The 26,677-nt window shown below is 63.5% G+C and carries 23 protein-coding genes and 1 tRNA gene; 5 read left to right on the top strand and 19 right to left on the bottom strand.

Going from position 1 to position 26,677, the window contains the following annotated elements; genetic code table 11:
- From IGW04_RS11245 to pedF, 3 genes are all read right to left on the bottom strand, one after another.
- Positions 1–2,070 carry a 4Fe-4S binding protein gene (locus IGW04_RS11245; protein ID WP_228527015.1) on the bottom strand — a complete coding sequence of 690 codons (2,070 nt, stop codon included), beginning with the start codon at positions 2,068–2,070 and terminating at the stop codon, positions 1–3.
- A 37-nt stretch (positions 2,071–2,107) separates the two neighbouring features.
- Positions 2,108–2,938 (bottom strand): substrate-binding periplasmic protein, encoded by an 831-nt coding sequence (locus tag IGW04_RS11240; protein WP_194713166.1) that lies wholly within the window; start codon positions 2,936–2,938, stop codon positions 2,108–2,110.
- Between the two features lie 67 nt (positions 2,939–3,005).
- A complete protein-coding gene (gene pedF / locus IGW04_RS11235) occupies positions 3,006–3,473 on the bottom strand; it encodes a cytochrome c-550 PedF (protein WP_194713165.1) in 468 nt (155 codons plus the stop codon).
- Positions 3,474–3,718: 245 nt separating this feature from the next.
- On the opposite strand from pedF, the gene IGW04_RS11230 reads away from it, so the two are divergent.
- From IGW04_RS11230 to IGW04_RS11210, 5 genes are all read left to right on the top strand, one after another.
- Positions 3,719–5,638, top strand: coding sequence for a sigma-54-dependent Fis family transcriptional regulator (locus IGW04_RS11230; RefSeq protein ID WP_228527014.1), 1,920 nt, complete (start codon positions 3,719–3,721; stop codon positions 5,636–5,638).
- Between the two features lie 78 nt (positions 5,639–5,716).
- Complete coding sequence (locus IGW04_RS11225; RefSeq protein WP_228527013.1) at positions 5,717–6,445, top strand: hypothetical protein; 729 nt, start codon at positions 5,717–5,719, stop codon at positions 6,443–6,445.
- Entirely contained in the window at positions 6,445–7,050 is a 606-nt protein-coding gene (locus IGW04_RS11220) for a hypothetical protein (protein WP_194713164.1), read from the top strand. The genes IGW04_RS11225 and IGW04_RS11220 overlap by 1 nt, the downstream gene beginning before the upstream one ends.
- Positions 7,047–7,559, top strand: coding sequence for a hypothetical protein (locus IGW04_RS11215; RefSeq protein ID WP_228527012.1), 513 nt, complete (start codon positions 7,047–7,049; stop codon positions 7,557–7,559). The genes IGW04_RS11220 and IGW04_RS11215 overlap by 4 nt, the downstream gene beginning before the upstream one ends.
- 2 nt (positions 7,560–7,561) lie before the next feature.
- The gene (locus IGW04_RS11210; RefSeq protein ID WP_194713163.1) at positions 7,562–8,266 is read left to right on the top strand and encodes a hypothetical protein; all 705 of its coding nucleotides are present in this window, start codon (positions 7,562–7,564) and stop codon (positions 8,264–8,266) included.
- Between the two features lie 62 nt (positions 8,267–8,328).
- On the opposite strand, the gene IGW04_RS11205 is transcribed toward IGW04_RS11210, so the two are convergent.
- The 16 genes from IGW04_RS11205 to IGW04_RS11130 all read right to left on the bottom strand — a co-directional run bounded on the left by IGW04_RS11205 (position 8,329) and on the right by IGW04_RS11130 (position 26,672).
- A tRNA-Met gene (locus IGW04_RS11205) sits at positions 8,329–8,405 on the bottom strand.
- 383 nt (positions 8,406–8,788) lie between these two features.
- A complete protein-coding gene (locus IGW04_RS11200) occupies positions 8,789–10,537 on the bottom strand; it encodes a PQQ-dependent methanol/ethanol family dehydrogenase (protein ID WP_194713162.1) in 1,749 nt (582 codons plus the stop codon).
- Positions 10,538–10,554: 17 nt separating this feature from the next.
- Positions 10,555–10,992 carry a DUF779 domain-containing protein gene (locus IGW04_RS11195; RefSeq protein WP_194713161.1) on the bottom strand — a complete coding sequence of 146 codons (438 nt, stop codon included), beginning with the start codon at positions 10,990–10,992 and terminating at the stop codon, positions 10,555–10,557.
- 71 nt (positions 10,993–11,063) lie between these two features.
- A complete protein-coding gene (adh, locus tag IGW04_RS11190; RefSeq protein ID WP_194713160.1) occupies positions 11,064–12,584 on the bottom strand; it encodes an aldehyde dehydrogenase in 1,521 nt (506 codons plus the stop codon).
- Between the two features lie 350 nt (positions 12,585–12,934).
- Positions 12,935–13,519: a cytochrome b gene (locus tag IGW04_RS11185; protein ID WP_194713159.1), complete on the bottom strand. Its 585-nt coding sequence runs from the start codon at positions 13,517–13,519 to the stop codon at positions 12,935–12,937.
- Positions 13,516–14,472, bottom strand: coding sequence for a beta-propeller fold lactonase family protein (locus tag IGW04_RS11180; RefSeq protein ID WP_194713158.1), 957 nt, complete (start codon positions 14,470–14,472; stop codon positions 13,516–13,518). The genes IGW04_RS11185 and IGW04_RS11180 overlap by 4 nt, the downstream gene beginning before the upstream one ends.
- A 437-nt stretch (positions 14,473–14,909) precedes the next feature.
- Positions 14,910–15,110 (bottom strand): hypothetical protein, encoded by a 201-nt coding sequence (locus IGW04_RS11175; protein WP_194713157.1) that lies wholly within the window; start codon positions 15,108–15,110, stop codon positions 14,910–14,912.
- Between the two features lie 98 nt (positions 15,111–15,208).
- The gene (locus IGW04_RS11170; RefSeq protein ID WP_194713156.1) at positions 15,209–15,778 is read right to left on the bottom strand and encodes an RNA polymerase sigma factor; all 570 of its coding nucleotides are present in this window, start codon (positions 15,776–15,778) and stop codon (positions 15,209–15,211) included.
- Positions 15,775–18,438: an NHLP bacteriocin export ABC transporter permease/ATPase subunit gene (locus IGW04_RS11165; protein ID WP_194713155.1), complete on the bottom strand. Its 2,664-nt coding sequence runs from the start codon at positions 18,436–18,438 to the stop codon at positions 15,775–15,777. The genes IGW04_RS11170 and IGW04_RS11165 overlap by 4 nt, the downstream gene beginning before the upstream one ends.
- Positions 18,435–20,621 (bottom strand): NHLP family bacteriocin export ABC transporter peptidase/permease/ATPase subunit, encoded by a 2,187-nt coding sequence (locus IGW04_RS11160; protein ID WP_228527011.1) that lies wholly within the window; start codon positions 20,619–20,621, stop codon positions 18,435–18,437. The genes IGW04_RS11165 and IGW04_RS11160 overlap by 4 nt, the downstream gene beginning before the upstream one ends.
- A gap of 23 nt (positions 20,622–20,644) precedes the next feature.
- Positions 20,645–21,901, bottom strand: a complete 1,257-nt coding sequence (locus IGW04_RS11155) for an NHLP bacteriocin system secretion protein (protein ID WP_194713153.1) — start codon at positions 21,899–21,901, stop codon at positions 20,645–20,647.
- Positions 21,898–23,388, bottom strand: a complete 1,491-nt coding sequence (locus IGW04_RS11150; RefSeq protein WP_194713152.1) for a TolC family protein — start codon at positions 23,386–23,388, stop codon at positions 21,898–21,900. The genes IGW04_RS11155 and IGW04_RS11150 overlap by 4 nt, the downstream gene beginning before the upstream one ends.
- A 338-nt stretch (positions 23,389–23,726) precedes the next feature.
- Positions 23,727–24,575 (bottom strand): YihY/virulence factor BrkB family protein, encoded by an 849-nt coding sequence (locus IGW04_RS11145; protein ID WP_228527028.1) that lies wholly within the window; start codon positions 24,573–24,575, stop codon positions 23,727–23,729.
- Between the two features lie 34 nt (positions 24,576–24,609).
- Positions 24,610–24,795: a hypothetical protein gene (locus tag IGW04_RS11140; RefSeq protein ID WP_194713150.1), complete on the bottom strand. Its 186-nt coding sequence runs from the start codon at positions 24,793–24,795 to the stop codon at positions 24,610–24,612.
- 125 nt (positions 24,796–24,920) lie between these two features.
- Positions 24,921–25,421, bottom strand: a complete 501-nt coding sequence (locus tag IGW04_RS11135; protein WP_194713149.1) for a LapA family protein — start codon at positions 25,419–25,421, stop codon at positions 24,921–24,923.
- A 123-nt stretch (positions 25,422–25,544) separates the two neighbouring features.
- Complete coding sequence (locus IGW04_RS11130) at positions 25,545–26,672, bottom strand: CaiB/BaiF CoA transferase family protein (protein WP_194713148.1); 1,128 nt, start codon at positions 26,670–26,672, stop codon at positions 25,545–25,547.
- Positions 26,673–26,677 lie beyond the last annotated feature (5 nt).

Here is a 26,677-nt window from a genome sequence, read left to right as displayed (position 1 = left end):
TCAGGAAGACAGGGAATGCACGGGAATGACCCGGGCGCGCTTCTTTTCCAGGATCAGCGGCGCGCACAGGGCGTCGCTCTGGTGGATCACCACGCAGTCCATGCATTGAAAGCAGTCGTCATAGCGTATCCGGCCGTCCGCGCGGATCGCTTCGTACTCGCAGCGGTGGCGGCAGGTCTGGCACGGCTTGCCGCATTCCTTGCGGCGCGGCAGCCAGTCGAGCAGCCGGAACCGGCCGAGCACGGCCAGGCCGGCGCCAAACGGGCACAGGTAGCGGCAGAAGAACTTGTAGACCACCGCGCTGCCCAGCAACAGGCCGCCGGCATACAGCACGAAAGGCCAGGAACGCACGAAGTTCAGCGTGATCGCGGTCTTGAAAGGCTCGGCTTCCACCAGTGCGTCGGTCCATGCAGGCGCCAGGAACACGCTGCCAAGGATGGCCGCCAGCGCGAGGTACTTCAGCAGCTTCAACCGGGCGTCGGTGGCGCGCCGCGGCCTGATCTGCGGCACCCGCAGCAGGCGCGCCGCCTTGCCGACCAATTCCTGCAGCGCGCCGAACGGGCACAGCCAGCCGCAGAAGGTGCCGCGGCCCCAGACCAGCAGCGACACCAGCACGAAGGCCCACAGCGACACCGTCATCGGGTCGTAGAGGAAGAAGGACAGGTCGCGGCCGTCGCGCATCGCCTGCAGCAGGCCGGTCAGGTTGACGATGGAAAGCTGGCCCTGCGCATGCCAGCCGATGAACAAGGCGGTAAACAACAGATAGCCCTGGCGGAACCAGGCGAAGCGGCGCTGGCTGGCCGTCAGCGTTTTTTGCCGGAGCAGCGCAACCGTCAGCACCAGCAGCCCGGCTGCCAGCAACGCCAGGTCGGGCCAGCGCTGCTTCCATACCGCTACCCAGGTCTTGTCGGCGGCAACCGGTGCATCGTAGAAGCGCGCCGGCAGCGACAGCCGGCTGGCAAACTCGCGCTGGAAGCGCTCCGGATAGATGATGCCCTTGGCACGCCTGACCACCAGCGCCAGTTCGAGCGGATGCGCCAGGTCCAGCCCGGACTGGGCAATGATGCGGAACACCCGCAGCGACTTGCCGCGCAGCGCCGGCTCGCTGGTCTTCAGATCCAGGTCGAGGTCGCGCATTTCGATGGCCAGCCCGTTCTGCTTCAGCAGCAGGCGGTCGGGCGCGGTGCCGGCCACGAAGTCGTCGCCGATGATGCCGTAGCGCCCTTCATACAGCACCAGCAGCGCATGGTCGCCCGGATCGAGCCGGCCTGCCAGCCTGTTCCAGGATGCCGGCGTGAGCAGGTTGCGCCCGACGCTGGGCACCGAGGCCAGCGCGACGTAGAAGTCGCTCATCACCGCATCCGGCTTGGCCAGCGCCTCGGCATCGATGCCGGCCGCGTCGCTGTCGGCAAATGCGGCTTCGGCCTGGCGGTTGGTCAGCGTCACCCGCTTGACTAATCCCTCCGCCTGCAATGCCTCGAAGGACAGGCTTTCGAACACATCCGGCTTCAGGCGCGCGATCTGGTCCGGGTCGGCCGCGCCGGCAAAGCCCAGCCGGGCGCGCGCCACCTTCAGCGCCGACGACAGCACGCTCTGGTTGATGATGCGCACAGAGGCGGTGGCCTTGGCCACGCCGTCGATATGGACCACATTGCCATCCTGCTTCGGTCCGGCGCGCGGCGCGGTATCGATGGCAATGCTCTGGTGCAGCGCCAGGCCGCGGTACTGGCTGGCAAAGCGCGCCATCGGCGCCTCGCCCAGTCCTTCGAGAAACACCGGCTCATGGTGGGAAACCACCCGCACGTCGAGAAACTGACCCTTGGGATCGATGGCCACCAGCAGATTGATCGGCACGCCGGAAAAACCGGGCACCGGCGCGAAGTCGATCGACTCGAAGGCATAGCCCACCAGTTCGGTGGCGGTGGCATTCTGGCGCAGCAGCGGCCAGACCGGCAGCGCGGCGTCGCGCTCGCCCACCATCAGCGGCGACGGGAAATAACGCGCCAGCGCGTCGCGCGCGAGCGCGCCGGCCAGCGCCGGCGCGGCGGCGAACCACGCCAGCAGCAGCAAGGCGAACGCCGTCCGCAGCGCGGCGAGCAGCGTTGCCCTAAGGCGTGACGGGCTGGACGCCATGCTTGGCAAAGATGCGGCCCATTTCACCCGAGGCGGTGAGCTCGGCCAGCGCCTGCTGCAGCGCCTGCGCCAGGTCGCGCGCTTCCTTCTTCACCGCCATGCCGACCGCCCAGCCCTGCGCCGGCAGCCGCTGGAACGCCACCTGCTGGATGCCGAAACGGGCATCGTCCCGCAGCACCGACTCGATCTCGGAGCGGTGGGCCAGCACGCCGGCCAGCCTGCCGGCCTTCAGGTCCTGCAGCGCCTCGACCGCGGTCGGATAGATGCGCACCTTGTCGCGGAACTTGCCGTCGCCTTCGCCCAGCAGCAGCACGCCGGCGATCGACACCTTTTCCACGCCGATCTCGCGTCCCTGCAGCGAATCCAGGCCGTCGAAGCGCGGCACCGCTTCCTTGCTGTAGGCCAGGCGCACCGTCTCGCGGTAGTACGGCGCGAAGATCTCGACCTTGTCATTGCGGGCGATCAGGAAGCGGTCCACCGGTACATGCAGCATCACGTCGGCCGGTCCGTAGCCGAGGTAATGGCCCTTCCACACCATGTTGCGCAGGTCGTCGCCCACTTCCTCGCCGGCGGGAAAGGGCAATAGCGCCAGCTTCAGGCCCAGCTTTTTCGCCAGCGCGTCGGCGATGTCGACATCGATGCCGCCGTCGTCGGATGAAAACGGCGCCATGTCCTTGTAGACCGCCACCTTGAGCGAGCCCGACTGGCGGATCTTGTCCATGTCGGCGCTGGCCGGCGCCGACATCGTCAGCGCCAGGCAGGCCAGGATCAGCGTGGCAGCGCAGCGTATGAGGGGAAAAAACATGAGGTCTCCAATATTTTTATACGGCCGCCATCGTTGCGTGGCGGCCTGGTGGGCACGGGGTACGGCGTTACTTCACCTCGCGCCGGGTTTCCAGATAAGCCTTGATGGCCCACACCGCTTCCTGGTTCAGCACGCCCTCGAACGGCGGCATGTAGACCGCGCCGTTGCGCACCTTGCCCTTGCGCACGCTGTTGCTGAAGTAGTCATCGTTGTCCTTGATGCAGGCCTTGCGCTTGGCTTCCACTTTCTGTGTCATGCAGTCGCGGTCCAGCAGGCGCAGGTCCGGCGCGATGCCGCCCGATATCGCGTCGATCCCGTGGCAGCGCGCGCAGTTGGCGCCGTAGGCCGAGGCCCCGACTTTTTGCGCCTCCTTGTTGTCGCGATAGGGATTCTCGGCGGCCCACTTGTCGCCCAGCGGCGGCAGCGTCTTGGTATCGACCACCTGCGGCGTCACATCGCCGTGGGCATGCGCCGCCGGCGAAAGAAAGGCGGAAGCCGCCAGGACCAGGGTGCAGAGGAAGGATGTCTTGCGCATGGAGTGTCTCCTGTGTATGAAAAGCGGATGCCATCCCTACCGCAATTGCCGTGCCAGCCGGCTTTCTGCCTTGCACTGCGCGTTGTTCGTTAAACGGTTGCGCCATTTCTCAACAGGTGTACCATGGCGAAAAAAATAGCTACTTAAAGTGCACCACGCCCCCAAACCAAGAAGGAGCGGTTATGGCAGGAGACAACACCGGCGAAGCCGGTTCCGGCGTTCGCGCGACGGCAGGAAGCGATGGCATGCTTTCTGCAATCTGCTCGAACATCATGCTTAATGAATCCCATCAGCGTTGCGCATCCTACGGCCTGTCCGAGACCGAGCATCCCGACTTCTCCCCCATCGGCCGCAGCGACTTGAGCTTGCTGGTCGAACAGAACCAGGTGCTGCACACCCATGCGCTGCCGGTGATGGAGACGCTCTACGAGCAGATCGTCAACACCCACAACATGGTGGTGCTGACCGATGCCAACGGCGTCATCGTTCATGCGCTGGGCGATGCCGACTTCCTGGAAAAAGCCAACCGCGTGGCGCTGCAGCCGGGCGTCTCCTGGTCCGAGGAGGGCAAGGGCACGAATGCGATCGGCACCGCCATCGTCGAGAAGAAGCCGACCCTTGTGCATGCCAACCAGCACTACCTGGTGGCCAACCACTTCCTGACCTGTTCGGCCTCGCCCATCTTCAATCACCAGGGCAATGTGATCGGCGTGCTCGACGTGACCGGCGACCAGCGCAGCTACCATCAGCACACGATGGCGCTGGTGCGCATGTCGGCGCAGATGATAGAGAACAACCTGTTCGCCGCCGCCTTCGACGAAGCCATCACCCTGCACTTCCACAGCCGCCCGGAATTCATCGGCACGCTGATGGAAGGCATTGCATCCTTCTCGCCGAGCGGCCGCTTCCTGTCGGCCAGCCGCAGCGGCCTGTTCCAGCTCGGCCTGCCGCTGTCGGCGCTGCAGACGCACACCTTCAGCTCCCTGTTCGGCCTGCCGGTGTCGGCGCTGTTCGACCATTACCGTACCGCCGCGCCGTCGCTGCTGAACCTGTGCCTGCATAACGGCGTGCGGGTCTATGCCCGCGCCGAGATGCGCCGCACGAACATGGTGTTCCATAACATGACAATGCCGGCGGCGGACCAGGAAGCGCCCGCCCAGCAGGCCAGGCCGGCCGCGCCGGCGCGGGCCGAATCCTTCGACAATGCCGCCCGCCGCCTGTCCAGCCTGCGCTACCTCAATACGGGCGATGCGCAGGTGCAGCGGCTGATCGACAAGGTCGGCAAGGTGCTGGGCCGGGACATCTCGATCCTCGTCACCGGCGAGACCGGCACCGGCAAGGACCTGCTGGCACAGGCCATCCACAACGATTCGCCGCGCAGCGGCGGTCCCTTCGTCGCGGTGAACTGCGCATCGATACCGGAAACCCTGATCGAGTCGGAACTGTTCGGCTATGAAGACGGCGCCTTCACCGGCGCGCGCAAGAAGGGCAGCATCGGCAAGATCCTGCAGGCCAATGGCGGCACCCTGTTCCTCGACGAGATCGGCGACATGCCGGTCAGCCTGCAGGTGCGCCTGCTGCGGGTGCTGCAGGACCGCATGGTCACGCCGCTGGGCAGCACCAAGTCGATCCCGGTCAATGTCGCGCTGATCTGCGCCACCAACCGCAACCTGCGCGACATGATCGCACAGGGCACCTTCCGCGAGGACCTGTACTACCGGCTCAACGGCCTGGTGGTGAAGCTGCCGCCGCTGCGCGAGCGCACCGATCTCGAAGTGGTGATCAACCGGCTGCTGGCGACCGAATCCGACGGCCATCCCTGCAAGGTGTCGGCCGAGGTCATGCGCATGTTCAAGCAGCACAACTGGCCGGGCAATTTCCGCCAGCTGACCAACCTGCTGCGCACCGCCATCGTGATGCTGGGCGACGATGCCGAGATCGGCGTCGACCACCTGCCCGACGACTTCCTGGAAGACATCAGCCACGCCCGTCGCCAGGAAGTGGCAGACACCGTCACCCGCGTGGTCAGCGACATGACGACGCTGGAAGACGTGGAAGCCTCGGTGATCCGCAAGTCGCTGGAAGCCCATGGCGGCAATGTATCGGCCACCGCGCGCGCGCTGGGCGTGTCGCGCAACACCATCTACCGCAAGCTGCATCATTAGGAGCCTGCCCGGCTGTCCCAATTTGCAACAGCACTGTTTCCTGCTGGAGCAGCGCGGACGCCGGGCCGGCTGTCTCCCATGTCCATGCCGCGGGGCATGGAAATTGCGTCGGTCTTCCATCACAAGAACGATGGAGAAACCATGCAGCGCGACGCCGCTTCCGCCGACACGCTTTTCCTGACCTGGCTGGCCTTCGCCGGCGTGCTGCTGTTTGCGGCAGTGCTGCTGTGGCAGTACGGCGTCTGGCGCATGCTGCTGGATGCCGACCCGACCGGCATCACCATGACCATCGTCGCCATCTTCGCCGTGGCCACCCTGTGGTGCGGCCGGCGCAGCCTTTGGCTGTGCGCCGAGCGCGCCAGCATGGAAGGCTGGCGGCGCGGCATGCGCGGCCGGCCGCACAGCCATATCGACGATTACTTCCGCAATTTGCTGGCGCAGCAGCCGGCCGATGCCGGCGCGCGCGGCCGCCTGGCCGATGTGCTGGCCGAGCGGCTGCACGGCCCCAATGACGGCGCCTGGTGGGTCAACGGCATCCAGATCAAGCTGGGCCTGCTGGGCAAGGTGATCGGCTTTTCGATACTGGCGATCCAGATCTCGCGGCTGGAAAGCTTCGACCCGAGCCAGACCCAGGACCTGCTGAAGACTTTGACCGGCGGCCTCGGCATTGCGCTCCTGACCACCGCGGTGGGCCTGGTGGCCAACATGCTGCTGGGCCTGCAGCTGACCCGGCTCGACCGCTGCGCGGATGCACTGCTGGCCGACGCGATGCAGTACGCCGAGACCGCGCTCGGGCAGGCCGCCTGATGCCAAGGCGGCGCAGCCGGCGCGACAGCGATGTCGACCCGTTCTACGACATGCTGTTCAACATCCTGATCGCCTTCGTGTTCTGCTTCATCATCGCGGTGCTGGCGATGAATCCGAAGGCGAAGAAGGCGGGCGACGTGCCGGCCAAGGCGGAATTCATCATCACGGTCAGCTGGCCCGACAACGACCCCAACGACATCGACACCTGGGTGCAGGACCCGGCCGGCAACCTGGCCTGGTTCCGCCAGCGCGAAGGCGGCCTGATGCACCTGGACCGCGACGACCGCGGCACCGTCGGCGACACCCTGCTGGTCAATGGCCGCGAAGTGGTCAATCCGCTGAACCAGGAAGTAGTGACGCTGCGCGGCTTCGCGCCCGGCGAATACACCGTCAACGTGCAGTACTACGAAAGCCGCAACCAGTCGCCGGTGGACGTGACCGTGTCCGTGGTCAAGGTCAATCCGCGCGCCGACGTTGTCTATTACGGCAGCGTCAGGCTGCCGGCCAAAGGGGCCGAACGCACCGCGGTGCGCTTCACCGTCACCGCCGACGGCAACGTCGCCGATATCAACACCCTGCCAAAAACCATCGTCCAATCGCCATGACCGATCATCCCCTGCTGCTGACCCTGCTCTATGTTGCCCTGGCCTTCCTGCTGCTGCTTCTGTGCCTGGCAACGCGCTGGCCGCTATGGGTCAAGGCCGGCATGGTGCTGCTGGTGACCGCGTCCTACTTCGTCGCGCAGGCGGCATTCCAGGGCATGCTGGGCTGGCCGGCGCCGAACACCCCGCCGGAAAAGTTCGTGCTGCTGGCGGTGGTGGTGGAAGAGCCCGACAAGGAGAGAAAGCAGCAGGGTGCGCTCTACATCTGGGTCAATGCACTGCGCGACAACAAGCCGGCGCAGGAGCCAAGGGCCTACAAGCTGCCCTATGCGCGCGACCTGCATGCGCTGCTGGGCGAGGCCATGAAGAAGAACCGCCAGGGCGTAAGCCAGATCGGCTCGACCGAGCCGCCGGCGCTGGGCGCGAGCAACTCGTGGCTGCGCAACGCGGCCGACCCCAAGATCAAGATCCGCATCAGCGACGCGCCCTCCCCTCAACTGCCGGAGAAATGAGCATGCGCGCAACCACCCTGCTCGCCTGCCTGCTACTGTCCGGCTGCGGCGCCAAGGACAGCAGTTCCTACTTCCCGCTGCAGCCCGGTGCGCGCTGGACGTATGCGGTGGAGACCGAAAGCGACGGCGCCACCAGCCGCGGCCAGCAGACCATACGGGTGCTTGACGAACGCGTCTACGACGGCAAGCCGCTGTTCATCCGGCGCAGCGAGACGCCCGACAACATCGGCGTCGAGTACTGGCTGCGCGAAGAGCCCGACGGCATCGTGCGCATTGCCCAGCGCCTGGACCTGCAGGAACAGGCCAGCCTGGACGAAGCGCCGCGCACGGTGCTGAGGCTGCCGCTGAAGCTTGGCGACAGCTGGCGCGCGCCGACCGTGGCCTACACCGTGCTGCGCAAGAATGAGTATCCGCGCGAGATCAAGTACGGCCGGCCTTTGCTGATGACTTACACGGTCGAGGCGCTGGACGAGAAGCTGACTGTCGCCGCCGGCAGCTACGACCATTGCGCCCGGGTCGCCGGCCATGCCGAGATGACGCTCTTCACTGACCCGGTGCGCGGTTTCAACAAGGTGCCAGTGACTACCACCGAATGGTATTGCCGCGGCGTCGGCCTGGTGAAGCTGGAGCGGGTCGAACGTCTTGCCACCACCTTCTACAGCGGCGGCCGGGTGGCGATGGAACTGGTGGAGTACAAGCCGCGCTGACGGCGCGCTGTCACGACGAAAAGCAAAAGGCCCGCGATTGCGGGCCTTTTGCATTGAAACCTTGGTTGCGGGGGCAGGATTTGAACCTACGACCTTCGGGTTATGAGCCCGACGAGCTGCCAGACTGCTCCACCCCGCGTCTGAGAGGTCGCATTGTACACAGGCGAAGTAGAAACTGCAAATGCCGCTGCCGGTCGACGCGCCGCGGCGTGCCATGGGCGGCAAAAAAGGTGTTGCGTCGTAGGGCGGAATACCCCGCAGGGGCATTCCGCCATTGGTCAATCAGGGAAGCCGGCCGGCAAAGCGATGCCGGCTTGCGACCACGTTGCAATGCCCTTCGGGTATCGCACCCTACAAGGCGGCTGAACCCGCTGCCGTCCCGGCAACGCCCCTGATTACCGAAGCCGCGCCGCCAACCCGCCTAAATGTTCCCCGTGCCGCAGGCAAAAAAAACCGGCAACCACAGCGTGGTCACCGGCAAGTCTGCCTGAAGGCAGCGGGAGAGCCTGTAACGAAACGTGTTTACAGCGACGACAGCTTGAACACCCAGACCGAGCCGCCCTGCTCAAGGAAATTCACCTTCTTGGCCACTTCGCCGCCCCACAGCGGCACTGCGCCGCCCCAGCCCGACACCACGGCCACATATTGCGTATTGCCTTCCTGCCAGGTGATCGGCGGCGCCACGACGCCGGAGCCGGTCTGGAACTTCCACATCTCCTTGCCCGACTTCGCGTCCAGCGCCTTCAGGTAACCTTCGGGCGTGCCATAGAACACCAGGTCGCCGGCGGTGGCCAGCACGCCACCCCACAGCGGCGCATTGTTCTTGACTTCCCAGGCGATCTTGCCGCTCTTGGGATCGATCGCGCGCAGCGCGCCGATGTAGTCGTCGTTCAATGGCTTGATGGTGAAGCCCGCGCCGAGGAAGGCCGCGCCCTTCTTGTAGGTGATCGGCTCGTTCCAGATCTCCATGCCCCATTCGTTGGCTGGCACGTAGAACATGTTGGTCTTCGGGCTGTACGCCATCGGCATCTGGTTCTTGCCGCCCAGGAAGGACGGCGCGGCAAATACCGACTGGCCCTTCTTGCCGTCCGCGCCCTTGGTCGGGTCGCCGGGACGGCCGTCAGGCGTGTAGTTCGGCCGGCCTGTCTTCAGGTCGATGCCGGTGGCCCAGGTGATCTTCTTGACGAAGGGGAAGGCGTTTTCCAGCTTGCCGTTGTTCGCGTCGACCACGTAGAAGAAGCCGTTGCGGTCGGCCTTGCCGCCCAGGCGCTTGCCGCCCTGGTCGAAGGTGACGAACTCGTTGACGCCGTCGAAGTCCCAGCCGTCATGCGGCGTGGTCTGGTAGTGCCACTTGATCTGGCCGGTGGTCACGTCGATCGCCACGGTGGACGAGGAGTACAGGTTGTCGCCAGGACGCAGATAACTGTTCCAGGGCGAGGGATTGCCGGTGCCGAAGTAGGCCAGGCCGGTCTTGGGATCGTAGGTGCCGCCCAGCCACGTGGCCGCGCCGCCGGTCTTCCAGAGGTCGCCCGGCCAGGTCTTGTTGGTGGTGCCGGAAATGCCGTTCTCGATGGCCTTGCCGTCGGCATCGTACTTGTAGCCCATGTGGCCTTCGACCATCGGGCGCGACCAGACCATCTGGCCCGTCTTCGGATCGCGCGCCTCGACGCGTCCCACCACGCCGAACTCGCCGCCCGACACGCCGGTCAGCAGCAGGCCCTTGGCAATCAGCGGCGCGGCGGTGTTGGAATAGCCGGCGGCATAGTCGTCGACCTTCTCCTTCCATACCACTTCGCCGGTGTCCTGGTTCAGCGCGATCAGCTGCGCGTCCAGCGTACTGAAGATCACCAGGTTGTCGTACAGCGCGGCGCCGCGGTTGACCACGTCGCAGCACGGCATGATGCCGTCCGGCAGGCGGTGCTCGTACTTCCACAGCTTGTTGCCGGTCTTGGCATCCAGCGCGAAGATGCGCGAGTAGGACGCGGTGACGAACATCTTGCCGTTATAGATCAGCGGCTGCGACTCCTGGCCGCGCTGCTTCTCGCCGCCAAACGAGAACGACCAGGCCGGCACCAGCTTGGACACGTTCTTGGTATTGACCTGGGTCAGCGGCGAAAAGCGCTGGCCGTCCTGGCTGATGCCCCAGTTCAGCACGCTGGCGTTGTCCTTGCCCGTGCTCTCAAGCATGGCGTTGGTCACGCCCGCCGCCTGCGCGCCAAGCGACGCCGACAGGGCCAGGGCAACGAAAATGGCTAAGCTCTTCTTCTGCATTACAGTCTCCTCGGAAATTACTGCGGTTGTTCTGCCTGATGCGATGGATATCCCGGCTGCCCGCTGCGCAGGCTGTCGCCATGGGTGCGCTTGCCTTCCAGCTGCGCCGACTCCTCGTCGGTATAGATGCGCGAACGGGTCAGGAAGCGCTTGCCCGTCCCGTTATCCAGCGAGAACATGCCGCCCATGCCATTGACCACATCGATGATCAGTTGCGTGTGCTGCCAGTACTCGAACTGGTCGGCGCCGATATAGAACGGCACGCCATCCAGATTGCCGAGATAGACGTCTTCATCGCCCACATTGAATTCGCCTGCCGCATAGCACATCGGCGAGCTGCCGTCGCAGCAGCCGCCCGACTGGAAGAACATCAGCGGGCCATGCTTCTGCCGCAACTGCGCGATCAGTTCCAGCGCGGCCGGCGTGGCGGTGACTCGGGGTACCAGTGCTTCCATGACTCCATCCCATCTCGGTATCACATCGATGCCAGGCGCATGCGGCGGCATGCGCCTGGCTGTACGCCGGCTCAGAAGAAGCCGAGCGCGTTCGGGCTGTAGCTGACCAGCAGGTTCTTGGTCTGCTGATAGTGCTCCAGCATCATCTTGTGATTTTCACGGCCGATGCCGGACTGCTTGTAGCCGCCGAACGCCGCATGGGCCGGGTACAGGTGATAGCAGTTGGTCCAGACGCGGCCGGCCTGGATCTCGCGGCCGACGCGGAAGGCGCGCGCATTGTCGCGGGTCCAGAGGCCGGCGCCCAGGCCATACAGCGTGTCGTTGGCAATCTCCAGCGCCTCGGCTTCATCCTTGAACCTGGTCACCGACACCACCGGCCCGAAGATCTCTTCCTGGAAGACGCGCATCTTGTTGTGGCCTTCGAAGATGGTCGGCTTGACGTAGTAGCCGCCGGCGAAGTCGCCCTCGAGCATGTTCTGCGCGCCGCCGGTCAGCACCCTGGCGCCTTCCTGGCGGCCGATGTCGAGATAGGACAGGATCTTTTCCAGTTGCTCCTGCGAAGCCTGGGCGCCGATCATGGTCGACGAATCGAGCGGGTTGCCCTGCTTGATCGCCTCGACCCGCTTGACCGCGCGCTCCATGAAGCGGTCGTAGATCGACTCCTGCACCAGCACGCGCGATGGGCAGGTGCAGACCTCGCCCTGGTTCAGCGCGAACATCGCGAAGCCTTCGAGGCACTTGTCGAAGAAGGCGTCGTCCTTGTCCATCACGTCTTCGAAGAAGATGTTGGGCGACTTGCCGCCCAGTTCCAGCGTCACCGGGATGATGTTCTGCGACGCGTATTGCATGATCAGGCGGCCGGTGCCGGTCTCGCCGGTGAAGGCGATCTTGGCGATGCGCTTGGAAGACGCCAGCGGCTTGCCGCACTCCAGGCCAAAGCCATTGACGATGTTGACCACGCCAGGCGGCAGCAGGTCGGCGATCAGCTCGATCAGCACCATGATGGAGGCAGGCGTCTGCTCGGCCGGCTTCAGCACCACGCAATTGCCGGCTGCCAGCGCCGGCGCCAGCTTCCACACGGCCATCAGGATCGGGAAATTCCAGGGAATGATCTGGCCAACCACGCCCAGCGGCTCATGGAAGTGATAGGCATAGGTCTCGGAATCGATCTGCGCGATCGAGCCTTCCTGGGCACGGATCACGCCGCCGAAATAGCGGAAGTGATCGATCGCCAGCGGAATGTCGGCCGCCATGGTTTCGCGGATCGGCTTGCCGTTGTCGATGGTTTCGGCGGTCGCCAGCAGCTGCAGGTTGGCTTCCAGGCGGTCGGCGATGCGGTTCAGGATCAGCGAGCGCTCGGCCAGCGAAGTCTTGCCCCAGGCCTTCTTCGCGGCATGGGCGGCGTCCAGCGCCAGCTCAACGTCCTCGGCGGTGGAGCGCGCCACTTCGCAGAAGGTCTTGCCGATCACGGGGCTGATGTTCTCGAAGTACTGGCCCTTCACTGGCGGGACGAATTTGCCGCCGATGAAGTTGTCATAGCGCTCCTTGAACGGGTTCTTGATGCCGAGCTTGCTGATGTCTGCGAGATTCATGGTGTCTTCCTCTTTATCTGTCATGGGATGGTTGAAGCGATGGTTCGCCTGCTGCCATCGCTATTAACGCAATCCACGTGCCAGCTCGCCCGACATGCCGTCCGTCGGCCGGTCCCGCCGTTTTTCCCATGGATGGCCCATGCTGCGCCGCTGGTCGCAGGCGCCTTATCCCGGTTCGCGTGGCAACGACCTGAACGGCTGCTCCCTTTTGCAACAACACTGTCCCAAGTTGTGATAACGGCGGCGAGGCAGCGGCCGGCAGGGAATGACGTCAAGATGCCGGCGCCGTCGCGGCCAAGAAAAAACCGGCGCGCGGCCGGTTCTGGAAGTGGAAGAAATCGCCAGTGCAGTCAGGATCTGCGCCCGCCCGGCATCATGCGCTGGAACACCTGGTCACGGTCGATCAGCAGGTGCTTCAGCGCCGCCAGCACATGGATGGCGATCAGCACCGCCAGCGCGAACCCGACCGCTTCATGCACTTCCCCGAAGAAGCCGCGCAGCGCCTTGTCTTCCCAGCCCCAGTTGGGCAGTTCGATTCCGAAGAACTTCACGCCGTACTTGCCGAACGAGGATCCCAGGTAGCCCGACAAGGGCTGCAGCAGGATGCACAGATACAGCAGCCCGTGGCTCCAGGCGGCGGCGACCGCCTGCCAGCGCGGCACGCCGGCTTCCAGCGGCGGCGGCCTGTGCGTGAAACGCCAGCCCAGCCGCACCAGCACCAGAACCAGCACCAGCACGCCAAACGACTTGTGCAGGTTCACATAGAAGCCGCGCGCAGGCGTATTGCGCGGAATGTCTTCCAGCGAATAGCCGAGCACCAGCATGCCTATGATCAGCGCCGCCAGCAGCCAGTGCAGCGCAATGGCCTGCCAGGTGTAACGGGCAGCCGGCCTGGCCTGTGCCTGCAGCGCCTTCCCTTCTACGATGGCATTCATTGGATCACGACTCCCCATGGCATTTCTCCGACGCTAATCTCCTTGCTGACCGTATTGCTGGCGGTGTCGATCACCGACACCGAATTGGATCGGCCATTGGCCACATAGAGCTTGCTGCCATCCGGCGTGATCGCCATGTTCCAGGGTCGCTTTCCAACCGGAATCGTGGCAACGACCGCATTGCCGGCGGTGTCGATCACCGACACGCTGCCATCCTTGCCGTTGGAGACATAGACCCGCTTGCCGTCGGGCGCCATGGTCACGCCATTCGAAAAGTTGCCGGCCTTGATTTCCTTGATCACCTTGCGGCCGGGCACGTCGATCGCGTACACCGTGCTGGCCAGTTCGCAGGCGACATAGGCGACAGCGCCGTCGGGCCGGAAGGCAATGCCGCGCGGCCGCATGCCCACCTTGATCGACGCCACCTGCTTGCGCTGCGCCACATCCACCACGTCCACGCTGTCGGCTTCCTCGGCGCTGACCAGCAGCAGCTTGCCGTCGGGACTGAACACCGCATGCTCCGGATTCTTGCCTTCCGTGGTGACGGAAAACGCCTTTTTCCCGGTAGCGACATCGATGAAGCTGACTGCATTGCTGACCTCGCTGGCCGCGACGATCCAGTCCCCGGCCGCCGAAGCCGACACGCCCTCCGGCGACTCGCCGAGCGCGACCGTTCCGCTGGGCTTGCGGCTGGCCAGGTCGATCACCACGAGGGCGTTGGCCGGCTGGTCGCTGACATACAGCCGGTTTCCGGCGATGGCCAGGCCGCGCGGCTTGCTGCCGGCCTTGATGTCGGTGACTACGCTGTCGTTGGCAACATCGATGACCGACACCGTGCCTGACTTCTCATTGGGTACATAGGCGAACGGACTGGCAAGCGCAAGGCCGGGAATGAGCAACGCGCTTCCCAGCAGGCGCAGGACACTGGAAAACTTCACGGGACACTGATTCATTACATCTCCTGGTTTTCTTATTGATGAGGCCGGTACGGCGGCGGAAGGCTTGGCCTGGATGGCAAGACCGTGCAAGCACCATGCCACAGGACCATGCCGCGAGCGCCTGTGATGAGCCTCGGGAGGCGGGCGGAAGCCACCATCTGCATCCATGCCAGTCGCTAGGCAGCGCGAAAATCGCGTCAAATGCCGCAACAGTGTACTGCCTTCAGGGAAAGGGGATCAACAATGGCCGCCCGCAGGTATCTGCGGGGATATTCAAAGGGGAAATGAAGCTCAGAGGGGAAATGAAGCGTGCGCGGTATTTATTGGCGCAGGACCCAAGGGCTGGCGGTGCGCCCGCTCGCTGCGGCGATCAGCCGGGCTTCGGCTTGACGACCAGGCTTGCGTTGCCAGACCTGGCTGCCGGAGGCTGCCGGACCTGACTGTTTGAACCTTCATTCGTCCTTGTGGCCTTTTATCTCCAGGGCCTTGCCGGCAGCGGCAAGCCATTCCAGGTCGGCGTCCGACAGCGTATTGGTCTCTGCCTGCATGCGGCGCTTCAGCTTTTCCAGCCCGTCCCGCGGCGGCGCGCTACGGGCATAGGATGCCGCCAGATCCGCCAGCAGATGGTCGAGTTTGGATTCCTTGTCATTCATGTTGATGTCCTTGGTAAGAGTCGATGAGAACGGGTGCGTTCGACAGGTTGAGCAACTGCGGTCGGCGTTTCGTTCCGACTGCGGCCGCCGCCTCCTGACTAGAGATGACGTCCCATATCTTCCATCAACTTGGTCTTGGCGCGCGACAGCCGGCTTTTCACCGTTCCGGAAGGAATGCCCAGCATGCTGGCGACATCTTCAAGCAGCATGCCCTCCAGCTTGACCATGACCATGACCTCCCGCATGTCCTCGGGCAATCGGTCTATGGATTGCTGCAGCGCGATCATCGCCTGCTTGCGCTGGTATTGCGATTCCGGTTCGATATCATGCCCACCCGGCCGTTCCAGGTAAAGCGACTCGTCCAGTTCCACATCGTTCAGGCGCTTTTTGACCACCCGGTTGTGATGGTTGCGTGCCAGGTTGAGCGCAATGCCCAGCAGCCAGGTGGAAAACTGCGATCCGGCCCGGTAGCCAGGCAGCGCGCGCCATGCCGCCAGAAAGGTTTCCTGCGTCAGTTCCTCGGCATCGTCGCGGTTCTTCACCCATTTGAGGAGGAACCGCCATACCCTGCTGTAATAGGCTTCCATCAGCTTGTTGAATGCGTCCTGGTTGCCGTTCCGGGCCTGTTCGACCCATTTATCGCCCTCAGCCAGCAGCAGCTTGCTCATATGAGTTGCCTTTCAGCCAGTGTTTTAAAACGACCGTTTAGTGCCATTAATTCCTGGTAAGTCCCGCTCTCCACAATGCGTCCTCGTTCGATAAAGAAAATGCGGTCGGCCCCGGCAATCGTTGAAAGACGGTGGGCAACGACGACCCTGGTGGCTTTCAAGCTGGCGATACTGCTTGTCACAGTGGCCTGTGTGCGGTTATCGAGAGCGCTGGTTGCCTCATCCAGTAAAAGAATGGCTGGTTTGCTGACAATGGCACGCGCGATCATCATGCGTTGCCTTTGCCCTCCGGAAATTGTGGTTGCGCCGTCATTGATCATCGTATGCATGCCCATAGGCATGACCTTGATATCTTCGTCCAGTCCGGCCATCCGGGCGGCTTCCCATGCGTCCTCCATGGTCAGGGGCGCGGTGCCGACAATATTGGTGAACATATCGCCCGCTATCAGCTTCCCGCTCTGGAGCACGGTGCCGATCTGCCGCCGTATTGCCACCTTGTCCAGCCCGGACAGGTCCTGGCCGTCGTAGTAAATCGCTCCGGAGCGCGGCGTTTCGAAACCGAGCAACAGGCGCAGCAAAGTCGACTTGCCACAGCCCGATGCGCCAACCAGGGCGATGAATTCCCCGGGGCGGATGGCGATGTTGATATCGCTGAGCACGTCGGACCCATCCGCCCCATAGCCAAACGACAGTCCACTGATATCGATTGCGCCGTTGAGTCTGCCGGGCAAATGCGCGCTTGCGACGGCCTCGGGAATGGCCTGCAGTATTGGCCGCGCCCTCTCGTACAGCGGTATCACGCCGAGGCTGCTGGTCAAGGCGCTGCCCAACGCCATGGTTGCTCCCAGGAACTGCGCAAAAGCGGCGCTGAAGGACAGGAATTCACCCGCACGCATGTCGGGCAACAAGAATGCGACAGCACCGAACAGCAGAATGCTGCACAAGAGCCCAAAGCCGGCATCGAAGGTGGCGCTGGCGTTGCCGATCCGATGGATGCGCATATCCAACGCCTTCTGCTGCGCGAAAAGCCCGGCCCAGATTGAAAACGCTCGCCGCTCCGCGCCATGGGCGCGCAGTTTTGCGATGCCTGTGAGCAGCTGGAAAACCTGGCTGGCGATACGCCCGGACAAAGCGGCGCTCTGGCGCTCGACCAGCAATGCCCGATAGTTCATCACCAACGTCCAGGCCAATTGCACGCCCACCAGCAGGATGGCCATGACAGCAAGGCGCAGGTCCAGGAAAAACAGATACAGCAGACTGAATAAGCCGAACAGCCAGCCAAAAATGGCGCTTTCCACGGTATTGCTGATAGTTTGCAGTGCTGCATCGATCCCCATGGCCCGCTGCGCCAGATCGCCCGCCTCATGATCGCGGAAGAAAGCGGCCGGCAGCCCCAGCAGCCGATGTATAACCCCGCATTGAACGCTGTTGCCGAGACGTGTGCGGATGCGCATCGTTGCCAGCACGCGGCAGAAGGTAAACGCCGTCATGCAGATGCCGGTCATGAATAGCAGCGCAATCAATTGCCCAAGCTCGTCGCGGTCGGCAGAGGGCAGCACGGAATCGGTCAGCACCTGCATGGCGATGGGGGAGATCATGCCAGCGGCCCCGCCCGCCATTCCGAAAACGATCAGTCTCAGGCGGTCACGGCGGCTGCCGGTCAGGCCAAACCACACCAGGTCCTTGAAACGAAGCGCCGCACCGGGCAGGCAGGGAAAGAACTGGACTGCATGGGTCGTCAGGCTGTTGGCGATGTCAGCATCCACACGGCACGTCGTTCCGGTTTCCGGGTCGCTCAACACATAGCCGCTGGCATTCGGAATCAATGCAACCGGTCTTTTATATCCCTCATGAAAGGCCAGCAGCGCACCGTGATCCTGGCGCCACCAGAACGGACCCTTCAGTTTGACCCGGCGCTGTATCAACTGATGTTCACGGCAAAAGCTTTCCAGCCAGGGCTCGCTGCCCGATGCCGTCAACGCGATGGCCTTCAAACCAGGAAGTGCGATACCCGAGGCGCGCAGCACCAGCGTGCAAGCTGCCTGCAGCGGATTGCCAATCGCTGCAGGCAGCGCGGTTTCCGAAGTCGACAGGACCTGAGCCACCTCGGACAGCGCATGCTGCATCTGCTGCAGTTCGGCCAGCGCACCCTGCTGGAGCTGTGCATGCTCCCGCATCTGCGCTTGGCCGGCTTGATCGTCCAGCACGTTCAACAGCGCAACATGATTGGCCTTTGCCTGAACCGCTTCCGCAGGCAAGCCGGGTATTGCACGCAACAGCGTGCGATGCCAGTTCTCTTTCAGTTGTTGCAGGGCCTGCTCGGCAACCTGGTCGCCTGCCACGCCTTCGCCGGCGTTTTCCAGTCGAATCCATGAGGTGCGCGACAGGGCGACTGCCATCAATGCAGAATCGGGCGATCCAGGCCTGTCGAGGATGACTTCGCCCGGCTTGATACGACATACATGACGTCGCACTCCAGCCGGCACGCTGCCGGCGATTGCCACATGAAACAGGTCGACTCCGCCCTGCTCCACCAGCCACACCGTGTCGCTGACACCCAGAACGACCGGTTCCAGGGCAAGCGGAAACTGCCTTTGCCCATGGGGCGCAAGCAACTGCACCAAGTGTGCCGCCATATCGGCGCTGTCCGTGGCCATCATGCTGCGATCTCGCCAACCAGTGCTGAGTAGGCGCCTGCGCGACGCAGCAGCGTGTCATGGGTGCCTCGCTCGACAATACGGCCATGGTCCATCACGATGATTTCATCACAGTCGCGTATCGTGGAGAGGCGGTGCGCAACGATCAGGCAAGTGCAGCCTCGACGGCGCAGGCTGTCGTCGATTTCCTTCTCGGTGGCCGTGTCGAGAGCCGCAGTGGCTTCGTCCAGCACCAGGATGCGCGGATTGCCCGTGAGCGCGCGACCGATTTCAAGACGCTGCCGCTGGCCTCCGGAAAAATTGCTGGCGCCCTCGGTGACCTGTGTATCGTAGCCGCCAGCGCGGCTGGCGATGGTGTCATGGATTGCTGCATCTTGCCCGGCGCGCACGACGTCCGGCTCTGCCACGCTGCTGTCCCATAGCGTGAAGTTGTCGCGAACGCGCCCCGAGAACAGATGGATATCCTGATCCACGCCGGCCAGGCTGGCGCTGAGGACGCGTGGGCTGATGTCGGCGCGGCGACGCCCGTCAAACAGGATTTCACCCGACCACGGCTGATGCAGTCCCATTACCAGTTTCGCCACCGTGCTCTTGCCGCTTCCCGATGCGCCGACCAGCGCAACGCGCTGCCCCGGCGCAAGACTCAGGCTGAAGTCTTCCAGCAAGGGCGGTTCCAGCCTGCTGTAGCCGAAGCTGACATGACGCAGCTCCAGGGCGCCCTGAAGTTTTTCCTCAAGCCCCGGCGCATCCTGCTCCGATGGGTTTGCCGGCGCATCGGAGGCCATGAATCGTGGATCAACCTGATAACGCAGCGTGTCATCCAGGCGCTTGAGGTCGGCGTCGGCTTCCTGCAATCTGCCGGCCAGGCCCATGAGATTGTTGACCGGACTGGAAAAGGAGACCATCAGGCTCTGAAATGCGATCAGCATCCCGATCGTGATCTCGCCCGACATGACACGCAAACCGCCCAGGCCCAGAATAGAGGCGGTGATGGCTGCCGATACCAGCAAAGGCAGGGTGCCAAGCAGCCGGGTGTAGAACAGCAGGTCCTGCTCGGTATTGTTGACGCCCGCCTTGAGGCCCGACCAGCGGCTGAAGAAATCGGCTTCGCCGCCGCCCGCCTTGATGGTTTCAATGGTCTGGATGCCGCCAACCAGCGTGGCGCCAAGCTTGCCTCGCTGCTGCTGCAAGCGCATGGTGCGGTCGCGTCGCTTGCGTGAGACCACGGCCAGCAGCAGCACATTGAGCATGGTGAGCGATACGCCGATTACTGTCAGCAGCACATCATAGGAGAGCATGATGGCCAGATAGAAGACCAGCGTCACCAGGCTCACCACGTTGACCGCAAGCTCCCCGGCAACCAGGCGCGCGATACCGTCGTTGATGCTTACCCTCTGGCCAATGCTGGCGGCGTGCCGCTGGCTGAAGAAGTCGATAGGAAGTCGCAACAGATGCCAGAAGTAATTGGCCGACGCCGTAAGAGAGAGGCGGGTTTCAAGCCTGAGCAGATAGGACAGCTGAAGCCAGGTCAGCAAGGCCCTGAGCACGGCGGTCAGCGCCATGCCCAGCAACAGGGGCTTGACCCAACCCTGCAGCCGGCCTATCAGATAGCTATCGACAAAGACCTGCGAAAACACGGGGATGGCAAGGCCGGGAATGACCATACCCAGACCGGCAAGCAGGACATAGGCCGCAGCACCCCGCACATTGCGCAGCCGACGGCTCAGTGCGCCGACGATCCCGTTGGGATCAGGTGAACGTTCGAAATGGGACTCGGGCTCAAACAGCAGCGCGATGCCGGTATAGGATCGATTGAATTCATCCATGGCAACGGTGCGCGGGCCAGTCGCCGGATCATTGATCCACGCCTTCTTGTCATTCAGTCCTTCCAGGACAAGGAAGTGGTTGAAGTTCCAGAACAGGATCATCGGGCAGGCATGACCATACAGGGCGTCGATGTCAAGCCGCATACCCTGGGCCTTGAGCCCGTGCGCGCGTGCGGCACGCACCACGCTGCTGGCCTTGCTGCCATCGCGCGACACGCCACAGGCGATGCGCAACTCTTCCAGCGACACGTAGCGGCCATAATGCTGCAGCACGATGCCCAGGGCAGCCGCGCCACATTCCACCGCTTCCATCTGCAGCACCGTCGGTGTCTTTATCCTGCAGCCGTTAATGTGGCGCAACAACGTGTTCCACTTGCCCATGGTCAGGTCCCGGTCAGTTCGCGCAACAAAGGGATAAGCAGGCTGATCGGGCGCTTTTTTTCCACGACGAAGGTGCCCGTTGCCAGGGTCCCGCTGGACAGTTCGACCTTGGCTCCGGCGTTGGACGACCAGCGATAGCCGCTGCGGGTGCCGGCATCTTTGGTCAACTGAACCTGAACAGAAATGGGCGGCCCGTTGCGCGTCAGCTCGCGCACCAGCGTGGCATTGTTGAACAGCGACAGCATGCCCAGCTCGGTCGCCGGGTATTGCGCCACCGCCGTCACGGTGCCGACCAGGTAGCCGAACCGTTCCTTCTTGGCGGTTGCCGGTGAAATCTGGGCGGGCATGCCTGCCTTGAGCAGCTTGGCATTGGAATTGGGCGGCAGGTAGACCACGGCTTCCAGCAAGCCTTCATTGATTTCAACACTGACGATGGGCTGGCCGTTCTTGACGACGTCACCCTGCATCGCCATCGTTTCGACCACGATGCCTTCATGCGGACTGACGATGCGGGACGCGAGATCATGCTGCAAAAGCAGGTCCTCGAGCCGGCTCTGTGCCTGCAACAGGCGGTTGCCCACCTCGCGCAAACGGTTCTCGCGCGCTGCGGCAACCTCGATCTGCTCGACGGAAAGCTTCTGCAGCATGGTACGGGCATTGTCGATATCGCTTTCCGCACCGAGCGCCTGCTGCCGGGTCTGCTCGTAGCGCTGGCGGGTGATCAGGCCATCGCCCAGCAATTCCCGCTGCCCGTCAAGCATGGTACGGAGAGATTGCAGTTGCTCCTGCCGGGTTGCGATGGTGTGGAGCAGCACTGCCTGCTGAAGTTTTACGGCCTTTTCCTGTACCGGCCGCAAGGCATCGGTGCGGCTGATCAGGTCATTTTGCTCGTCAGTCAGTTGCCGCACCACCTTGCGTTGCGCCGCGACCTGCTGCTCCATTTCAGGCTGGGCAATCCGACCCAGCACCTGCCCTGGGCGGACCGGGTCGCCGAGATCGAGATCGGCCATTTCCGTTAGCACGCCCGTACCGAAGGAGACGACGTTGAAGGTGCCGCCCTCGCGAATGATGATGCCCTGCCCCTCTACGCTGGCGGGCAGCGTGCCGAAAATGCTCCATACCAGGCTGGAAAGAAGAATCAACAGAATGGCTGCCAGGGCAATCCAGGCGCGCGGACGGGTAATCCGCATGGCTTCATCAAGCCGGTCAGGCGTGGCGAGGCTGTCCAGCGCCGACTTGCGAAACATCTCCTGCTTCATGGCAGCTCCGGAAGGGTCGTCAATGATTCCATGGTGACGCGCTGCTCGTCGCCGTCAGCGCCCAGCAACGTGGCGGTCTCGAAACGGTAGCTGGCCAGTGCCTGGGCAAGACGGCGGCGGGCATCGATCACGCCAAGCTCGTCGGCGGTAAGCCTTGCCTCGGCGGTGAGCAGATCCAGCACGGTGGCCAGGCCAAGGCGGTATTTCTTGCGCTCGTCGGCAAACACCTGTGTCTGCAGCCTCACCTGCTGCCGCGCCTGTTCCAGCTGCAGGGCCGCACTCAAAACGCTGGCGCGCTGCACGCTGACAGTGGCATGCGCGGCCTGCAGCAGGCCGTCAAGCTCAAGGCGCGCCTGCTCGGCAAGCGCCGCGCGCTGGCGGACTAGGCCAGCCTGGGTATTGCCTTGCACCGGCAGCACGTAGACCAGGCCGATCGACGCGTTCAAGCCAGACGCCGGCGCATTCAGGGCCTGCCAGGCGGCGAGCGCGGCACGGTTTTCACGCAGGCCGCTATAGCCAACCGACAAGGTCAGGTCGAGCTGCGAGATCGGGTCACGCCGCGTTGCCTCATAAAGAATCTCGGCAGCGTCAACGCGGCGCTGCTGCGCCCTGACGTCAAAGCGCGCAGCCAGTGCCGAATAGGGCCATGGCCTGGACAGCGATTCCATGACGGCAGCAGGCAACTCGGGAAAGTCGTCACTTGGCGCAGGCGTTGGCGTATCGGGCTGTCCGGCGATCCCCATGGCCAGCACCAGCGCCGCGCGCGCTTCCGCCAGCGACTGCTCGGCGGCGATACGCAGGCCGCGGTCGCGCGCCACTTGTGCCTCGTATTGGAGCACATCGGCCTGCGGAATTTCATCACCCCTGGCCAGTCGGCGGGCATCATCGAGCAATAGCAGGGAACGGTTTTCGGAGAGCCGGCGGATATCCAGCGCCTGCAGTGCGGCCAGGTAATCCCAGTAGGCATTGACGCTGCGACTGATCCGGGACGCGATGGTGTGCCGCAGACCCATGTCTGCCGAGGCCAGCACCTGCTCCGCTGCCCGTTCCGCAGCGGTATTGAAGCGGGTGCCCCTGCCCTTCTGGAGGGGCACAGTGAAATTGAGCGCCACGGTGCCTGTGGCCGGCGAAGTCAGCGACTGGATGTTGTCGCGTACCCGATTGATCCTGACGCTGGGCGCTACCGTCACACCCGAACGCAGACGGCTTGTCGCTCCCAGCAAATAGGAGGCGGTGCTGCTTTCGACCTGGCTTGCTGCGGGGCTTTGCAGCGCCTGCAGCAAGGGCGAGCGCGCCTGCGCCAGTTCGACTCCGGTAGTGAGCGCTGTGTCAAATTCACCGCGGGCGACCTGGAGCTGGCCTTCGCTGAGCATCAACTGCCGGTTGGCGGCGCCTATTTGCGGCTCATGCAATAACGTCAGCCTGACCGCATCGAGCAGCCTGCCGCTGAACTGCTGGCCCGATGCGGAGCCGCATGTGAAGAACATCCCCAGGATGGGGAGAAGCCGGACGCAAAGGCGAATGCCGGCAAGGTGGCATGAAATGCTCCGCAAGGCACGCAATGAATGAATTTTTATCGTTGAGCCGGCTAGTAGCATTCGGAAAGGACTGGACGTTGCAAACCGGACTTTTGAGGAATTTTTTTGCTTGAGCAGTGCGTTGAGTAACGCAAAGAAATCCCCTGTTCCCGATTCAAGCCGACAAAAGATCTTTTGTTCGAACGACGGAAACTAAAAGCATCCAGCAAAAACGCCGGCAAGGCGTGCCCGTACTGCCCGCACAGGCAGTTCGGAGAACTGGCGCAACGGCGCCGGAGGACATATCGTCAGGTGTTTTGAGAAGAACGGCGGGAGCCATAGCGGTGGGCATATACCCAGGTAAATTCGGCGCCCAGCAGGAAAATCTGCGCCGAGTAATACACCCATACCAGGATCACGACCAGCGAGCCGGCGGCGCCGAAGGTGGAGCTGACGCCGCTGGTGCCAATGTACAGGCCAATTGCATACTTTCCGGCCGTAAAGAGCAGCGATGTGATCGCCGCACCGGTCCAGACGTCACGCCAGGCGATGCGAATGCGCGGCATGATCTTGTAGATCATCGCAAACATCACGGTGACCATCAGATAGCTCAAGCCGATGTTGAGCGCGCTGGCCAGCAGCGCACGGGCGCCGAACAGCGCACCCCACCACTTTTCAAGCACCGCCAGCAAGGCGCTTGCAAGCAGCGAGGCAATCAGCAGCAGTCCTATGCCAATGATCATGGCGAAGGAGACCAAGCGAGTGCGCAGCAGCTTCCATAAGCCGCCGGATTTTTCCTGCTCGGGAACGCGCCAGATCCTGTCCAGTGCGCTCTGCAGTTCACCAAACACCGAGCTTGCGCCGACAATGAGCAGCACCACGCCGATGAAAGCGGCAACGATGCCATCGGCCGGTTTGCGCGCGCTGGCCAGGAGTCCTTGCAGCGCGACTGCGGCGCCATCGCCCATCAGGTCTCTGACCTGATAGAACACGGCACCGCGTGCCGCTTCCTCGCCATAGAACATGCCGGCGATGGAAATGACGATAAGCAGCAGCGGAGCAATCGAAAAGATCGTGTAATACGACAGCGCCGCGCCCATGCTGGGCGCATAGTCGCGGCTCCAGGCCGACACCGCATCCCGTACCAGTTCCAGCATGGCGCGCAGCCCGGGACGGCCTTGCGCCACTGGCTCAGTCAAGATGCTGGACGATGCGGCCACCGCTGGTCTGAGCAAAATCGCTTGCATAATCGACTGCGGCTTCCATCTCCGCAAAGGAAGCCAGCGGTTCGGCCAGACCAACCTGGTTGACATGCCACTGCCCGCTTTCAGCCTGCTGCATCTGGATCAGCGGAATATTCTCGGAAGGGTTTTGCATTTTCATTCTCCACGACGGATGACTCGCTGTCTTTTACTCGGACGAGACAGCGACCAGCAAACATACCGGCCCCGATTGCAGGTGTCGGTTAGCTGGCGCACCGATGCCATGCTGATACTTGTTCCTCAGCCGCCACGCAGCGGATGGCTGCCCGCCGTGCCGCGCTCGAGACGGTCTTCCAGTTCGCCGATATAGGCGGAAAGCGTGGTGGTTTCCTGGCTGAGGGCGGCGCGCAGGCTCTGCTCGAGCGCGTCGATGCGGGCGTGGGTCGCCAGGCGGTTTTCCTGGGCCTGCTGATCCAGCTTCTGCAGCGTGGCAGTGAGCAGCTGATGCAGTTCGGTAATGCGCGATGCCTCGGCCTGGTCAGCCAGCTTGCGCTGCGCCTGCAGTTCCTTGGCCTGCTGCCGCGCCTCTAGCAGAATCGAGGTCTGATGCACACCGGCGAAAACGGCGAACGCACCTGTCAGCAAGACCAGCATGCCGAGCATGATCAAGCCCAGCGGCGCCTCCACCGTCGTCACCAGCAGCGACAGGGTGGTCGGTGCAATGATGACCGGCCAGTTCAATGCGACGAACAGGGTAATGGCCAGCAGTAGCAGCAACAGCAGCAGCGTACGTAATTTCATGGGCGCTCCATCGGAATCGTTACTGCGCATGCTACGCCAGACCCTATGTTGCCTGCTTGTGTTGAGTCCAAAGAACAGCATCGAGGCCTGGCCTGGCGGCGCATGCATGCTGCATGGGACCGCTCAGCTCCCGCCCTTGTTTCCGCCCAGGTCCGTCCTTCCCCATTCGTCAATGATGCCGGCACTGTCGTCCGGGGCAGCTGCCGCATACGCGGGCGTTGCCGCGGGTGTGTGGCTGAAGCGCGGCGCAGGCGCCGGCTGCAGCACGCCGTCCACCGTCACGAAAGTCTGCCGTGCCTGGTTATGGGGATGCAGCGGCGCCTCGTCCCAGTCCAGCACTGGCGCGAAGCAGGCATCGCTGCCTTCCAGCAGCGCGCACCACTCGGCCCGAGTCTTGGTAAGAAAGATATGCGCCAGGCGTTCCCTGAGTTGCGGCCAGTGCCGTGTAGCGTTCTGGTCGCAAAACGCGGCATCGGCGATGCCCGCCTTTTCCAGCAACAGCGCATAGAACTGGGGTTCTATCGCGCCAACCGATACGTATTTCCCGTCGGCACAGGCATAAGTACCGTAGAAATGGGCGCCGCCGTCGAGCATGTTCTCGCCGCGCCGGTTGCTCCAGACGCCGGCCGCATGCATGCCGTACATCATTGCCGACAGCAATGCAGCGCCATCCGTCATGGCGGCATCGACTACCTGCCCCTGTCCGGTGAGCCGGGCATGATGCAGCGCGCAGAGCAAGCCAAAGGCCAGCATCATGGCGCCGCCGCCAAAGTCACCGACATAATTCAGCGGCACTACAGGTGGTTCTCCCGGCCTGCCTATCGCATGCAGCGCGCCGCTCAGGGCGATGTAATTGATGTCATGCCCGGCGGCATGAGACAACGGCCCGGTCTGCCCCCATCCTGTCATGCGGCCATAGACGAGAGAGGGACGACGCGAGAGGCAGATCTCCGGCCCGAGACCCAGGCATTCCATCACGCCCGGCCGGAATCCCTCTATGAGGATGTCGGCCCGCTCCACCAGCGCCAGCACGCTGTCCAATGCGGCGCCCTCCTTCAGATTCAGCTTCAAAATGCGGCGGTTGCGCGACAGGACATCGTATGCCCCGGTCGTGCCGGTCACGCTGGTATTGCCGGGACGCTCGATGCGCACCACGTCCGCGCCCATGTCGGCCAGCATCATCGCGCAAAACGGCGCAGGGCCGAGACCGGCCATTTCAAGCACTTTCAATCCAGCCAGCGGGCCTGCCATCTGCT

The organism is Noviherbaspirillum soli, from assembly GCF_015352955.1.
Lineage (GTDB): Bacteria > Pseudomonadota > Gammaproteobacteria > Burkholderiales > Burkholderiaceae_D > Noviherbaspirillum_A > Noviherbaspirillum_A soli.
Note: the sequence above shows the minus strand (reverse complement) of the source record. Positions and strands in the feature narration are given on the sequence as shown.

Coding starts and splice junctions, on each gene's coding strand:
- IGW04_RS11180 (WP_194713158.1), bottom strand. CDS start 14,472: ATGAATCAGTGTCCCGTGAAGTTTTCCAGTGTCCTGCGCCTGCTGGGA.
- IGW04_RS11195 (WP_194713161.1), bottom strand. CDS start 10,992: ATGGAAGCACTGGTACCCCGAGTCACCGCCACGCCGGCCGCGCTGGAA.
- IGW04_RS11130 (WP_194713148.1), bottom strand. CDS start 26,672: ATGGCAGGCCCGCTGGCTGGATTGAAAGTGCTTGAAATGGCCGGTCTC.
- IGW04_RS11175 (WP_194713157.1), bottom strand. CDS start 15,110: ATGAATGACAAGGAATCCAAACTCGACCATCTGCTGGCGGATCTGGCG.
- IGW04_RS11200 (WP_194713162.1), bottom strand. CDS start 10,537: ATGCAGAAGAAGAGCTTAGCCATTTTCGTTGCCCTGGCCCTGTCGGCG.
- IGW04_RS11170 (WP_194713156.1), bottom strand. CDS start 15,778: ATGAGCAAGCTGCTGCTGGCTGAGGGCGATAAATGGGTCGAACAGGCC.
- pedF (WP_194713165.1), bottom strand. CDS start 3,473: ATGCGCAAGACATCCTTCCTCTGCACCCTGGTCCTGGCGGCTTCCGCC.
- IGW04_RS11230 (WP_228527014.1), top strand. CDS start 3,719: ATGCTTTCTGCAATCTGCTCGAACATCATGCTTAATGAATCCCATCAG.
- IGW04_RS11165 (WP_194713155.1), bottom strand. CDS start 18,438: ATGATGGCCACGGACAGCGCCGATATGGCGGCACACTTGGTGCAGTTG.
- IGW04_RS11135 (WP_194713149.1), bottom strand. CDS start 25,421: ATGAAATTACGTACGCTGCTGCTGTTGCTGCTACTGCTGGCCATTACC.
- IGW04_RS11210 (WP_194713163.1), top strand. CDS start 7,562: ATGCGCGCAACCACCCTGCTCGCCTGCCTGCTACTGTCCGGCTGCGGC.
- IGW04_RS11215 (WP_228527012.1), top strand. CDS start 7,047: ATGACCGATCATCCCCTGCTGCTGACCCTGCTCTATGTTGCCCTGGCC.
- adh (WP_194713160.1), bottom strand. CDS start 12,584: ATGAATCTCGCAGACATCAGCAAGCTCGGCATCAAGAACCCGTTCAAG.
- IGW04_RS11145 (WP_228527028.1), bottom strand. CDS start 24,575: ATGCTGGAACTGGTACGGGATGCGGTGTCGGCCTGGAGCCGCGACTAT.
- IGW04_RS11155 (WP_194713153.1), bottom strand. CDS start 21,901: ATGAAGCAGGAGATGTTTCGCAAGTCGGCGCTGGACAGCCTCGCCACG.
- IGW04_RS11140 (WP_194713150.1), bottom strand. CDS start 24,795: ATGCAAAACCCTTCCGAGAATATTCCGCTGATCCAGATGCAGCAGGCT.
- IGW04_RS11150 (WP_194713152.1), bottom strand. CDS start 23,388: ATGTTCTTCACATGCGGCTCCGCATCGGGCCAGCAGTTCAGCGGCAGG.
- IGW04_RS11240 (WP_194713166.1), bottom strand. CDS start 2,938: ATGTTTTTTCCCCTCATACGCTGCGCTGCCACGCTGATCCTGGCCTGC.
- IGW04_RS11185 (WP_194713159.1), bottom strand. CDS start 13,519: ATGAATGCCATCGTAGAAGGGAAGGCGCTGCAGGCACAGGCCAGGCCG.
- IGW04_RS11225 (WP_228527013.1), top strand. CDS start 5,717: ATGTCCATGCCGCGGGGCATGGAAATTGCGTCGGTCTTCCATCACAAG.
- IGW04_RS11220 (WP_194713164.1), top strand. CDS start 6,445: ATGCCAAGGCGGCGCAGCCGGCGCGACAGCGATGTCGACCCGTTCTAC.